This is a genomic window from Elusimicrobiales bacterium, from assembly GCA_041651175.1.
Classification (GTDB): Bacteria; Elusimicrobiota; Elusimicrobia; order Elusimicrobiales; family Elusimicrobiaceae; genus JAQTYB01.
Genome location: JBAZJT010000001.1, coordinates 298,310 through 310,338 on the forward strand (window position 1 = coordinate 298,310; position 12,029 = coordinate 310,338).

11 protein-coding genes are annotated in these 12,029 nt (G+C 62.1%); 4 read left to right on the forward strand and 7 right to left on the reverse strand.

Annotated features, from left to right (window positions below; genetic code table 11):
• The first annotated feature begins 47 nt into the window (after window positions 1–47).
• From WC421_01405 to WC421_01420, 4 genes are read left to right on the forward strand one after another with little or no spacing between them, the layout of a single operon-like run.
• Window positions 48–2,051 (forward strand): elongation factor G, encoded by a 2,004-nt coding sequence (locus WC421_01405; GenBank protein MFA5160876.1) that lies wholly within the window; start codon window positions 48–50, stop codon window positions 2,049–2,051.
• A 53-nt stretch (window positions 2,052–2,104) separates the two neighbouring features.
• The gene (locus WC421_01410) at window positions 2,105–3,238 is read left to right on the forward strand and encodes a phospholipase D-like domain-containing protein (protein ID MFA5160877.1); all 1,134 of its coding nucleotides are present in this window, start codon (window positions 2,105–2,107) and stop codon (window positions 3,236–3,238) included.
• 18 nt (window positions 3,239–3,256) lie between these two features.
• Window positions 3,257–4,249: a BMP family ABC transporter substrate-binding protein gene (locus WC421_01415; protein ID MFA5160878.1), complete on the forward strand. Its 993-nt coding sequence runs from the start codon at window positions 3,257–3,259 to the stop codon at window positions 4,247–4,249.
• Window positions 4,246–5,781 carry an ABC transporter ATP-binding protein gene (locus tag WC421_01420; protein ID MFA5160879.1) on the forward strand — a complete coding sequence of 512 codons (1,536 nt, stop codon included), beginning with the start codon at window positions 4,246–4,248 and terminating at the stop codon, window positions 5,779–5,781. The genes WC421_01415 and WC421_01420 overlap by 4 nt, the downstream gene beginning before the upstream one ends.
• Before the next feature lie 250 nt (window positions 5,782–6,031).
• Here the strand turns inward: WC421_01420 and WC421_01425 are convergent, their stop codons facing one another.
• The 7 genes from WC421_01425 to gcvT are packed head-to-tail and all read right to left on the reverse strand — an operon-like array spanning window position 6,032 to window position 11,977.
• Window positions 6,032–6,742: a hypothetical protein gene (locus WC421_01425; GenBank protein MFA5160880.1), complete on the reverse strand. Its 711-nt coding sequence runs from the start codon at window positions 6,740–6,742 to the stop codon at window positions 6,032–6,034.
• The gene (locus tag WC421_01430) at window positions 6,742–6,972 is read right to left on the reverse strand and encodes an Lrp/AsnC ligand binding domain-containing protein (protein ID MFA5160881.1); all 231 of its coding nucleotides are present in this window, start codon (window positions 6,970–6,972) and stop codon (window positions 6,742–6,744) included. The genes WC421_01425 and WC421_01430 overlap by 1 nt, the downstream gene beginning before the upstream one ends.
• 17 nt (window positions 6,973–6,989) lie before the next feature.
• Complete coding sequence (locus WC421_01435; protein MFA5160882.1) at window positions 6,990–7,688, reverse strand: hypothetical protein; 699 nt, start codon at window positions 7,686–7,688, stop codon at window positions 6,990–6,992.
• On the reverse strand, window positions 7,685–9,166 hold the full coding sequence (gene gcvPB / locus WC421_01440; protein ID MFA5160883.1) for an aminomethyl-transferring glycine dehydrogenase subunit GcvPB: 1,482 nt from the start codon (window positions 9,164–9,166) through the stop codon (window positions 7,685–7,687). Before gcvPB ends, WC421_01435 begins: the two co-directional genes overlap by 4 nt.
• On the reverse strand, window positions 9,153–10,478 hold the full coding sequence (gcvPA, locus tag WC421_01445) for an aminomethyl-transferring glycine dehydrogenase subunit GcvPA (GenBank protein MFA5160884.1): 1,326 nt from the start codon (window positions 10,476–10,478) through the stop codon (window positions 9,153–9,155). Before gcvPA ends, gcvPB begins: the two co-directional genes overlap by 14 nt.
• Window position 10,479: 1 nt before the next feature.
• The gene (gcvH, locus tag WC421_01450) at window positions 10,480–10,869 is read right to left on the reverse strand and encodes a glycine cleavage system protein GcvH (protein MFA5160885.1); all 390 of its coding nucleotides are present in this window, start codon (window positions 10,867–10,869) and stop codon (window positions 10,480–10,482) included.
• 10 nt (window positions 10,870–10,879) lie between these two features.
• Window positions 10,880–11,977 (reverse strand): glycine cleavage system aminomethyltransferase GcvT, encoded by a 1,098-nt coding sequence (gene gcvT, locus WC421_01455; GenBank protein MFA5160886.1) that lies wholly within the window; start codon window positions 11,975–11,977, stop codon window positions 10,880–10,882.
• Between the last annotated feature and the right edge of the window lie 52 nt (window positions 11,978–12,029).

Genomic DNA, 12,029 nt, shown 5'->3' on the forward strand with positions numbered 1-12,029 from the left:
GCGGCATTTCATTTGAAAATGCGGACGCAGAGTGTTAGAATGCAAAAATGAACACCTATCCCACCGAAAAAATCACGAACTTCGCCATAGCAGGGGCGGCGGGTTCGGGCAAGACCACCCTTGCCGAGGCGCTGCTTCTCAAAGCCGGCGCGATTTCCAGGCAAGGCCGGACGCAGGACGCAAACACCGTCAGCGATTTCGACCCGGAGGAAATCAAACGCAAAGCCAGTGTGAATTCGTCGCTGCTAGCCTTTGAGCATAACGGGCGCAAGTACAACATGTTTGACACGCCCGGATACATGGATTTTATCGGCGAAGTCATTTCCGTGTTAAGCGTAAGCGAAACCGTCGTCCTGGCAATGGACGCCGTTGCCGGCCCCGCCGCGGGTTTTGACAACGTTCTGCACGAGGCGCAGCGGCTGCATCTGCCCATGATGTGCGTCATTACCAAGCTGTGCAGGAAGCAGGCCGATTTTTCCGCCGCCGTTGACGCGCTGCGCAAAAAGGCCGGCGACGGCGCCGTGCCGGTGTTTGTGCCGGCCGGCAAAGAGGCGGGCTTTAATGCGGTGTTTTGCCTGCTGGACGGCGGCGCGCCGCCGGATTCCATAAAGGCGGAGGCCGCCCAGTGGCGCGAAACGCTTATAACCGCCCTTTCCGAAACCGACGAGTCGCTGCTTAACGACTATCTTGAGGGCAAGCCCGTCCCGCGAGATAAAATGGCCGCCGCGCTTAAAAAAAGCGTGCTGGAATGCAAGGTTTTCCCCGTCCTCTGCTGCGACGCCGAAACCGGGGCCGGCGTTGCCGAAATACTGGCCTTCGCGGAGGAATTCATGCCGTCGGCGGACAAGTCGCATTATGCCGCGCAGCCCGCGCCCGCGGCGCTGGTGTTCAAGACCATTCTGGAGGCGCACACCGGCGACCAGAACTACGCGCGCATGTTCTCCGGACAGTTAAAGCACGGCGACGCCGTCTACAACCGCTCCAGCGCCAAAGAGGAAAAAATAGGCCAGATATTCACCCTGCTTGGCAAGACGCGCATTGACATGCCGGAACTTAAGGCGGGAGACATAGCGGTTCTTTCAAAGCTCAAAAGCACCCGCACGGGCGACGTTCTCTGCTCCAAAGCCGCCCAGCCGGACATTGTGAAGCTGGAATATCCGGACCCGCTGGTTTCCCTCTCCGTCAAACCCAAAAACAAGGGCGAAGAGGAGAAAATGGCGGCGGCGCTGGAGTCCATGATGCGCGAATCCCCCACCTTCAGGATGCATTACGACCCCGAAACGCGGGAAACCGTTGTCAACGCCGCGGGTGACATTCAGCTGGACGTTATATTCTCGCGCATAAAGTCCCGCTACGGCCTTGAAGTGGAAACCGGCGAGCCGCGCATTCCTTATAAGGAAACCATTCGCGGCAGGGCCAGGGGCCAGGGCAAATACAAGAAGCAGACCGGCGGGCGCGGCCAGTACGGCGACGTCTGGCTGGAGCTGGAGCCTCTGCCCCGCGGCTCCGGTTTTGTCTTTGAGGAGAAGATTTTCGGCGGAGCGGTGCCGAGAAACTATATCCCCGCCGTGGAAAAAGGCATCCGCGAGGCGCTGACGCAGGGCGTCGTGGCCGGTTACCCGGTGGTGGACCTGAAGGTGACTCTGGTGGACGGCTCGTATCACGAAGTTGACTCCTCCGACCTGGCGTTCAAAATCGCGGCCTCCATGGGTTTCAAGAAGGTGTTTCATGACGCGCACCCCGTGCTGCTGGAGCCGATAGTCAACCTCACCGTCAACGCGCCGCAGGACTGCCTGGGCGACGTGACAGGCGACCTCAACAAGCGGCGGGGCCGCATCAACTCCATGGAAGGCGGCGCGATAACGGCTACCGTGCCGCTGTCGGAACTGTCCAAGTATTCCGGCGCGCTGAACTCGCTTACCAGCGGCAGGGGAAGCTATACCTTCAAGTTCGCCAGATATGACGAGGTTTCCGTACCGGTGCAGCAGAAACTGGTGGAGTTTTACACCAAGCTCAGGGAGTCCGGCAATCTGCGCTCCAAGGATGAGTAGCATTTGAGTCGGCGCGGACAACAACGGTTGCCGTTGTCCGCGCCGGCGTTTTTATGAATGAATCCTGGTCGGAATACCGCATAACCAAGACGCGGCTTGCGTCCGGCAACACAGCCAGGCTGCTGCGCGGCGGCGAGGCGATGTTTTCCGCCATGCTAGCGGCTATAGAGGGCGCGCGGGAGCGCGCGCTGCTTTGCGTCTATATGATAGCCGACGACGCGCTTGGCCGCAAATTCGCCGCCGCGCTGGAGCGGGCCGCGCGGCGCGGAGTGAAGGTTTATATCACTTACGATTCGCTGGGCTCGTTCGCGCTTGGCGCGGGGTTTTTCTCCGGCCTGCGCGCCGCGGGCGCGCGGGTGGCGGTGTTCCGCCCGCTGGTGCTATGGAATCCGGTGGGCAGCCTCTACCGGCGCAACCACCGCAAAATCCTGGCGGTGGACGGGAACCGCGCCTTCGTCGGCGGGTTCAACATAACCGGAGAATTCGCGCCCAAACGCTGGGGCGGGCGGGACTGGCACGAAACCGCCGTGGAGTTTTGCGGCCCAGCCGCCGCCGACGCGGAGGCGCTGTTCTGGGAAAGCTGGCAGCTCTGCGGCTGCGATGTTCCGCCGCCCGCGCCGCCGCCGGCGGAATGCGGCACAACGTGGATTTCCGTGGCTTCCAGCGCCGGCATAGGGCGGATAAACCATATCCGCCAGAGCTATAAAAACGCGATACTGCGCGCGAAAAAATACGTCTACATAGAAACCGGCTATTTCCTGCCCGGGCCTTTCATTTACAGAAAGCTGATAACCGCCGCGCGGCGCGGGGCCAGGGTCGCCGTCATCACCCCCACCCGCAGCGACCATCCCTACATGCGCTGGGCGTCGTGGGCCATTTTCGGAAAACTGCTCAGGGCCGGGGTGGAGATTTACGAATGGCTGCCCGGCGTGCTGCATTGCAAAACCGCCGTGATAGACGGGCAGTGGTCGTCGGTGGGCAGCTTCAACCTGGACTATCTGAGCCTGCATTACAACCTGGAAATAAACGTAAATATCTACGGTGAGGAGTTCGGCGAGCAGATGCGCGCGATGTTTGAAGAGGATCTCAAACGCTGCCGCCGCATCACTCTGGAGGAATGGAAGGCGCAGCCGCTTGTTTTCAAGGCCGCCAGCCGCTTCCTTTACATTTTCAGGAACCTTGTTTGAAATGATACCATCTCTGAAATGAGGCATTTTTTAGCGCTGGCGGTTTTGGCGCTGCTGTGCGGCTGCGGTGGCGGCGGCGGGGCGGGCGGAAAGTCCGTGGGACTGGTTTTTGACGTGGGCGGGCGGGGAGACAAATCGTTCAACGATTCGGCCTACGAGGGGCTGGAGCGCGCCAAACGCGAGCTGGGCGTAGATTACACCTATATAGAGCCGGGCGAGGGCGCGGACCGGGAGTCCGCGCTGCGCCAGCTCGCCGCCGAGGGAAGGGGGCTCATTTTCGGCACCGGATTTTTATTTACCGACGATATAAACAGCATCGCCGCCGACTTCCCGGACAAAATGTTCGCCTGCGTGGATTATGCGCTCAACCCGCGCAAAGCCGTGCCGCGGAATGTGGTCGCGCTGAAATTCCGCGAGGAGGAAGGCAGCTTTCTTGTCGGCGCGATAGCGGGGCTGGTTACAAAAACAAACACGGTGGGTTTTGTGGGCGGGATGGATATTCCGCTTATTCACAAGTTCGAACTGGGCTATACGGCGGGCGTAAAGGCCGTGAACCCGCGCTGCCGCGTGCTGGCGGCGTATGCCGGCGTTACCGGCGAGGCGTTCAAAAACCCCGCCAAGGGCAAGGCGCTTGCGATTTCGCAGATAGACAAGAGGGCCGACATCATTTTCCACGCCTCCGGCACCACGGGGTTCGGCGTCTTTGAAGCCGCGCGGGAGCGCAAAATAAAAGCCATCGGCGTTGACGGCGACCAGTACAACGAGGCGCCGGGCTATATTCTCACCTCCATGGTCAAGAAGGTGGATGTGGCGGTTTTCGGCGCGGTCCGGGCCTGGCTGGCGGGGCGGCTGCGCGGCGGGGTTTACGAGCTGGGGCTTGCCAACGGCGCGGTGGGATATGTTTACGACAAGCATAACAGAAACCTCATCCCGCCGGATGTGATAGCGCAGGTGGAGGAGCTTAAACGGCAAATAATCGGCGGCGAAATACAGATTCCGAGGGTGAAATGAACCGTCTTGCGGTTGAAATGACCGGCGTGATAAAACGTTTCGGCGCGGTGGAAGCCTGCGCCGGCGCGTCGCTGCGCGCGGCGGCGGGCGAAATTCACGCGCTTGTGGGCGAAAACGGGGCGGGCAAATCCACCCTGATGAAAATTCTCTACGGCCTCTACCGGCCCGACGGCGGAATTATAAAGGTGGACAACGCGCCTGTCCGTTTCGGCGGACCCGGAGACGCCATCGCGCGCGGCATAGGGATGGTGCATCAGCATTTCATGCTGGCCCCCAACCTGACCGCCGCCGAAAACGTCGTCCTGGGGATGGAGCCGGGCGGGTTTTTCTCGCTGGATGACGGCAAGGCATTGCGGCTGACTGAGGAAATTTCAAAGCTCTACGGGCTTGAGATAGACGGCAACGCGCCCGTGGAAACCCTGTCCGTGGGCGAGCAGCAGCGGCTGGAGATACTCAAGGTCCTCTCGCGCGGGGCGGGAATTCTGATACTGGACGAGCCTACCGCCGTGCTTACCCCCAGGGAAACGGCCTCTTTTTTTGAAATACTCGTCAAGCTCAAGGCGCAGGGGAAAACCGTAATTCTCATCACCCACAAATTGCGCGAGGTTATGGCAGTGTCCGACGAGGTTACGGTGATGCGCGGGGGTAAAACCATAGGCTCCTCGCGCACCGCCTCCACAAACGAAAGCGAGCTTGCCCGCATGATGGTGGGCAGGCCGGTGGTGTTTTCGGTAAAGCGCGCGGTGAAAACGCCACAGGAACTGGACGCCGCGCCCGTCGCGCTGGTTCTAAAGGAAATCTCCGCCAAATCCGACAGGGGGACCCGCGCCCTCCAGCAGTTTTCGCTGACCGTCCGGCGGGGCGAGATTTTCGGCATCGCCGGAGTGGAGGGCAACGGCCAGACCGAGCTTGCCGAGGTGATAACCGGACTGCGCAAGCCCGTCAGCGGCGAAATGTCCGCGCTGGGCAGGGAAATAGATTTTGAAAACTGCGGCGCGGCTTTCATGTCCGCGCTGGGGATTTCGCATATCCCGCAGGACAGGCACCGCCGCGCCGTGGTGCTGGATTACTCCGTGCGGGACAACTGCGCGCTGGGGCTGCACCGCCAGCCGCGTTTCAACCTGCCCTTTTCGCTTAATTTCGGCGAGATGGAAAGTTTCGCCAAAGCGCTTATTGAAAAATACGGCATTCGCCCTGCGGATACGGGAGCCAGGATGCGCGCGCTTTCCGGCGGCAACCAGCAGAAGGCCGTCGTGGCGCGGGAGCTGGCGCGCGGCCCCGGACTGCTTGTGGCCGCCCAGCCCACCCGCGGCGTGGACGTGGGCGCGATAGAATTTATCCACGAAAAAATCATCGCCGCGCGCGACGCGGGCTGCGCCGTGCTGCTTATTTCGGCGGAGTTGGGCGAGATACTGGCCCTGTCGGACCGGATAGGCGTCATCTGCCGCGGCCAGCTGGCCGGCACGTTATACGCCGGCGGCGCCGACGAGGAAAAGCTGGGCCTTCTGATGGCCGGCTGGAAATTCCAATAGGCCGATTTCCGCCTGCCCGTCAGACTTGAATCCCGAATAAACTTTTAGCCTGAAAGTTTCAGTTGGTGCGAGGACCGAGGCGAAAAAGCGCAAAATAATGCCGAACAAAATTATCCGCGCGTGCTTCACAGCACGAAAGGATAATTTTGTGAAGGCAGTATGAAGCGATTTTTCGCCGAATCCCGCAGCCAACTGAAATTTTCAGGTTAGGCAAAAACCCCGGCTTTGGGCTTATCCGGGGGCAAATCTGTCAAACACGCGGCGCGCAGGCCGCCGTCCACGCCCATACCGCGCCGCGCGCGGCCAAATCCCCCGCCCTGTCCCAGAAAACAGCCGTCCCGCCGGCCACGCCGCGCCCGGCGGCGCGCAGGCTTATCAGCCGGGGATAGAGCAGCTTGAAAGACAGCAGCAGCACCAGGCTGTTGGCCGCGATTATGACGGCAAGCGAGAAAAACGCGCCCCCCGCCTGGCGCAAATCGCTTTGCTTTGTCTTCCAGATGATTTCCATGGTGTTCACAAGATGAAAACTCAGAAAAAATCCCAGCGCGCCGCAGAACCAGCCGCGATACGGCGACATATCCCATTTAAGCGAAGCCGCTCCGTATGCCAGCGCGCACACCACGGCATAAACCGGAACGCAGTACGGCGCAAGCGCGACAAAGCCGCTGGAGCCTTCCACCTTAACCTCGCCGCCGCCGGAGCCGGCGGAAAACCCGCTCACCCTGTAGCCGCACAGCGCCGCCGCGGCGGCATGCGCAAGCTCATGCGCGAAAACGTATATCACCCCCGCCCCGCCCAGCGCGAAATGCAGCGCGGCGTAAAGCGCAAACCCGCCGCAGAACCAGCCGGTGGCCGTCATATTGCTGAAAATCCCCCAGAACCCGCGGCCAGCTTCGGCGCAGGCCAGCAGCGCGCTGGGAAACAGCGCGGCGGCTATGACGAATTTGACCGCCCTGCCCATCAAAAATTGGTGGTGATAAGCGTGTCCGTGGCCTGCACGCCGTGCGCGCTGCGGACCTCGCGCACCACAAGGGAGCTGAGCTTGTCCATGGTGGGCGTTTCGGCTATCACCATGGCGTCCCAGCCGCCGAAGGTGAAGTAGACTTCCTTCACGCCGGGGATGCTCTTTATCTGGGCTATGGCCTTCTGTTCCAGCCCCGCGGTCAGCTTTACCAGCACGAATGCTATCATGTCGCGGCCTCCTGTTATCAGAATTTTTCTATCCACTGGCGGCTGCGGTAACGCTCTGCGGCCAGCCGGCGCGCGCTTTCCAGCCGGGAGGGCGGCGCGTCGGCGCGGGTCCAGCTTATGCCAAGCGCGCGGGAAAGCTCCTCCATGAATAGCCCGCCGGTTTCAGCCGAGCGCGCCCTCGCCCCCGGCAGTTGCAGCGAGCCCTGATAAAGCGTGGCCCCTGCGTATTTGCGCAGCGCGCCGCCCAGTATCTTGCCGCCGTTTTTGCCCGCGATGTCGCGCGGCACGGGGTTGCGAAAACACGCCTGCGCCTCCCCCGCCGCGGAAGGCGCGTAAGCCGCCGCGCCGCCTTCGCCGCCGCAGAGCGAGCATTCCACGCCGCCGCGCTCCAGCGCGGCGTAAAACGCGCCGTGCAGCAGGGCGTATATCTCCGGCGGCCTCTGCGCCGAGGGCGGGAACACGCAGGAGAAGGTCATGTCAAAATCATGCGGCACCACGCCGCCGCCGGTGGGCCTGCGGGTGGCCGGCGCGCCCGGCGGCACGGCGCGGGCGGCCTCCTCGTGGAACTGCGCGTAGCCGAAAGTTGCGCCGCCGCCGTTCCAGTTGTAAACCCGCAGAGTGAAACCATCCGCCGGCTCCAGCGAGGCCGCCTCGTCGTCCAGGGCCATATGCTCGTAGACGTCCAGCGGCGGCGTCGCCAGCAATATCCCCTTCATTTGAGCCAGCAGATGTCGGGCTGGCGGGCGGCGGCCACCTCGTCGGGCCTGCGCGCGGGCATTGTGTGCGGCGCGCCCTTTACCAGTTCCGGGTTGGCGCGCGCCTCGGCGTGTATGGCGCGCATGGCGGCGATAAAACCGTCCAGCGTCCGGCGGCTTTCAGTCTCGGTCGGCTCTATCATAAGGGCCTCGTGGACTATCAGCGGGAAATACACCGTCGGCGCGTGATAGCCGTAATCCAGCAGCCGCTTGGCGATGTCCAGCGTGCGCACGCCGCCGGTGGTTTCCGGGTCGGTGGTCAGCACGCATTCGTGCATGCAGGGGCCGCCGTACTGCGGCGGGAAAATGTCCTTGAGTTTGGCCAGCACGTAATTGGCGTTTATCACCGCGTCCTCGGCCACGGCGCGCAGGCTTTGCGCGGAATGCTGCAGCAGCCAGCAGTAAGCCCGCAGCAGCACCGCCGTATTGCCGGAGAACGCGCGCAGCGCGCCGATTGAATCGGGATAATCCGTCCGCGCACGGTACCTGCCGTTTTCCTCAACCACGCGGGGAACGGGCAAAAACGGCTCCAGCGCTTTTGTAACGCCCACAACGCCGGCCCCCGGCCCGCCGCCGCCGTGCGGGGTGGAGAAAGTCTTGTGCATGTTGAGGTGCATTATATCCACCCCGAAATCCCCGGGCCTGGCCATGCCGATAAGCGCGTTGAAATTCGCGCCGTCCATGTAGACCAGCGCGCCGGCCTTGTGCGCGGCGGCGGTTATCTGCCGTATCCCGGTTTCAAAAAGCCCCAGGGTGTTGGGCACGGTCAGCATGACGAGCGCGGTATCCGGCCCCAGATGCTTTTCCAGTTCCGGCAGGTCAACCCGCCCGTCGGGGCCGGATTTAACCGTTACCACCTCAAAGCCGCCCAGCGCGGCGGAAGCCGGATTGGTGCCGTGCGACGAATCCGGCACTATTATTTTGTGGCGCGCGGCGCCGCCGTTTCTGACATGCCAGGCGCGGGCGATTAGTATGCCCGCCCATTCGCCGTGCGCGCCCGCTGCGGCGTTGAGCGAAAACGCGGCCATCCCGCATATCTCGCAGAGCAGCTTTTCAAGGCCATGCAAAGCCTCCAGCGCGCCCTGCGCGGCGGCGTCCGGCGTTTCGGGATGAAGCGACGCAAACCCCGCAAGCGAGGACAACTCCTCGTTGATTTTGGGGTTGTATTTCATCGTGCAGGAGCCCAGCGGGTAGAAATGCGTGTCCAGCGAAAAGTTCAGCCGGGACAGATTGGTGTAATGGCGCACCGTGTCCAGCTCCGAGAGTTCGGGCAGTTTCGGCGCGTTCCTGCGCAGCAGGGAATGCGGCACATGCGAGGCGGCGGGTTTTTCCGCCGCGGCGAACCTGAACCCGCGCCTGCCGGGCGAGGATTTTTCTATGGACAACTGTCTCTGCGCGGTCTTTTCCGCCGGAGGGGCGGCGATTTCAGTTATTGGCATATTTTTTAAGCGCGCTCACCAGCGCGGCGGTTTCCTGGCGCGTCCGCATTTCCGTGACGCAGACCAGCAGGCAGTTTTCATAAGGCTTTTGCAGCGGTATGCCCGCCAGAATGCCTTCTTTGAGCAGCTCGTCCCGCAGTTGCGCGGCGGGGCGGGGACATTCCACGGCAAACTCGTTGAAAAACGGCGCGGCGAATTTCAGCCGGAACCCCTTAATCCCGCTTATCATTTCGGCGGCGCGGTGCGCGTTTTCCAGATTCAGCTCGGCGACTTCGCGCAGGCCTTCCGGCCCCAGCAGCGCGCAGTAGATTGCGGCGTTAAGCGCGCACAACGCCTCGTTGGAGCAGATGTTGGAGGCCGCCCTTTCGCGCCGGATATGCTGCTCCCGCGCGGCCAGCGTGAGGGTGAAGGCGCGTTTCCCGTCGGCATCCTTTGTTATGCCGCAGATTCTGCCGGGGATGTGGCGGACATGCTCTTTTTTGCACGCGAACATGCCCAGGTAGGGCCCGCCGTAGGAAAGCGGATTGCCCAGCGGCTGCCCCTCCGCCACGGCGATATCCGCGCCGCAGGAGCCGGGCGCGCGCAAAACGCCGAGGCTGAGCGGATTTACAACAGCCACAAGCAGCGCCCCCGCGGAGGAGGCCGCGGCGCGCGCCGCGTCCATATCCTCCAGGCAGCCGTAATAATTGGGGTTGCAGGCCACGACGCAGGCCGCGCCGTCGGCTGCTTCCGCCAGGCCGGCGGGGTCCATGGTCCCGTCGTCCGAGCACGGAATTTCCGCGAACACGGTTTCCGGCTGCGGGGCGAAATAGGTTTTAAGCGTTTTCAGGTAATGCGGGTTGAGCGACCGCGGCAGCGCGGCCTTTTTCCTGCCGGTAATGCGCATGGCGGCCTTGACCGCCTCCGCCAGCGCGGTGGCGCCGTCGTAGAGCGAGGCGTTGGAGGCGTCCATCTCAAACAGCGCGCAGACGGCGCTCTGATACTCGTATATGGACTGAAGCGTGCCCTGGCTGGCCTCGGCCTGATAGGGGGTGTAGGCGGTTACAAACTCCGCCCGGCCGGCCAGCGCGCGCACCGCCGCGGGGATGTAATGCTCGTAAGCCCCGCCTCCGGCGAAATTGGCCAGGCGGGCGTTTTTGCCCGCCAGGGCCGACATATGGGCGGCAAGCTGCGGCTCGGTCAGCGCGGGGGAGAGGTTGAATTTGGCGGAGCGCAGCTCGCGCGGAATCTGGGCCAGCAATTCCTCCAGCGAGCCAAAGCCGGAGGCCTTTATCATCTCCAGCCTGTCTTTATCGGTATGGACGGTGTACATGTCAGTGTTTGAGCGAAGCCGTGAATTGCTGATAGGCGGCGTAATCCATAAGCGCGGCCTGCCCGCCGTCGCCGGAGAGCTTTATTTTGCAGAACCAGCCCTTTTCGTGCGGGGACTGGTTGGCAAGCGCCGGCTCCGCCGCCAGCGCGGAGTTGGCCTCTACCACCTCGCCGGAAACCGGCGCGAAAAAGTCCGACGCGGCCTTGACCGATTCTATGACCGCGCAGCGCTCGCCCTGCCGGATATTCGCGCCGGGCTTGGGCAGCTCCACAAAAACGATGTCGCTTATCTCATGCTGGGCGTAGTCGGTTATTCCCACGGCGGCGACGCCGTTTTCTATACAGGCCCATTCGTGGGTCTTGGTGTATTTGCATTTTTCCGGGGTATACATGGCAGTCTCCTTAAACTTTATTTGCGTAAAACGGAACTTTCGCCGTTCTGGCCGGGATTTTGCGGGAGTGGATTTCCACGGAAAGCGGCTCCCCCTCCTTCAAATCCGGCGGGACGAGGTAGCCCACCCCTATGCCTCTGCCCAGCACGGGCGAGAAGGTGGCGCTGCACAGCTCGCCTATTTTCTCGCCGCCTCTCCAGACGGCGCAGCCGGGGCGCGGCACCCCGCCCTGTTCCAGCACAATGCCGGTCAGCTTGCGGCGGATGCCTTCTTTTTTCTGTTTCAGGACGGCTTCTTTCCCGATGAACTCGCCTTTATTGGGCTTTAACACCCAGCCGTAATTGGCTTCAAGAGTGGTATGGTCGTCGTCCACATCCGAGCCGTAGAGCAGATACCCCGCCTCAAGCCGCAGAGTGTCGCGCGAGCCGAGGCCGCACGGCGCAATGCCGTATTTTTTGCCTCTGGAAAGCAGTTCGTCCCACACTTTGACTATCGCGGAAGGCGGGGCGATTATTTCGCAGCCGTCCTCTCCGGTATAGCCGGTGCGGCAGATGAAACCGCCCTCGCCGTGTATTTTGGTTTCCGTTATCCAGAAGCGGGGCAGCTTCACCGCGTCCGGCCACAGTTCCGCCATAAGCTGCGGCGCTTTGGGGCCCTGCAAAGCTATCATCCCGTACCTGTCGCTGGCGTTTTCCACCGAAGCGTTCATCCCGGCGGAATGTTTTTTGAACCACGCGAAATCCTTGTCCGTGGTGGCGGAGTTAACCACCACAAGAAAACGCTCGTTTGAGAGGCAGAAGGGAATCACATCATCAACCAGCCCGCCATGCTCGTTAAGCACATGCGAATAGACGCCTTTTCCGGGGACAGTCTTTATATCGTTGGCGTTGAGCTTCTGAACCAGGGCATGCGCGTCCGCGCCGGTTATGAAAACCTGGCCCATGTGGGAAACGTCAAAAATGCCGCAGTCGCTGCGGACGGCGCGATGCTCCTGCAAAATGCCGGAAAACTGCACCGGCAGTTCCCAGCCGTGGAAATCCACCATTCTGCCGCCGGCTTTAAGCATTGAATCATAAAGCGGGGTGCGCCTGATGGTTTGCGATGTCATGTGTGCCTCCTCAAGTATGCGATTTGTTAAGCCCCGCTCCGGCAGCCTGCCG

Bases quoted from the DNA above. Each gene is read 5' to 3' on its own strand.
- WC421_01405 (MFA5160876.1), top strand. From the start codon at position 48: ATGAACACCTATCCCACCGAAAAAATCACGAACTTCGCCATAGCAGGG.
- WC421_01410 (MFA5160877.1), top strand. From the start codon at position 2,105: ATGAATGAATCCTGGTCGGAATACCGCATAACCAAGACGCGGCTTGCG.
- WC421_01415 (MFA5160878.1), top strand. From the start codon at position 3,257: ATGAGGCATTTTTTAGCGCTGGCGGTTTTGGCGCTGCTGTGCGGCTGC.
- WC421_01420 (MFA5160879.1), top strand. From the start codon at position 4,246: ATGAACCGTCTTGCGGTTGAAATGACCGGCGTGATAAAACGTTTCGGC.
- WC421_01425 (MFA5160880.1), bottom strand. From the start codon at position 6,742: ATGGGCAGGGCGGTCAAATTCGTCATAGCCGCCGCGCTGTTTCCCAGC.
- WC421_01430 (MFA5160881.1), bottom strand. From the start codon at position 6,972: ATGATAGCATTCGTGCTGGTAAAGCTGACCGCGGGGCTGGAACAGAAG.
- WC421_01435 (MFA5160882.1), bottom strand. From the start codon at position 7,688: ATGAAGGGGATATTGCTGGCGACGCCGCCGCTGGACGTCTACGAGCAT.
- gcvPB (MFA5160883.1), bottom strand. From the start codon at position 9,166: ATGCCAATAACTGAAATCGCCGCCCCTCCGGCGGAAAAGACCGCGCAG.
- gcvPA (MFA5160884.1), bottom strand. From the start codon at position 10,478: ATGTACACCGTCCATACCGATAAAGACAGGCTGGAGATGATAAAGGCC.
- gcvH (MFA5160885.1), bottom strand. From the start codon at position 10,869: ATGTATACCCCGGAAAAATGCAAATACACCAAGACCCACGAATGGGCC.
- gcvT (MFA5160886.1), bottom strand. From the start codon at position 11,977: ATGACATCGCAAACCATCAGGCGCACCCCGCTTTATGATTCAATGCTT.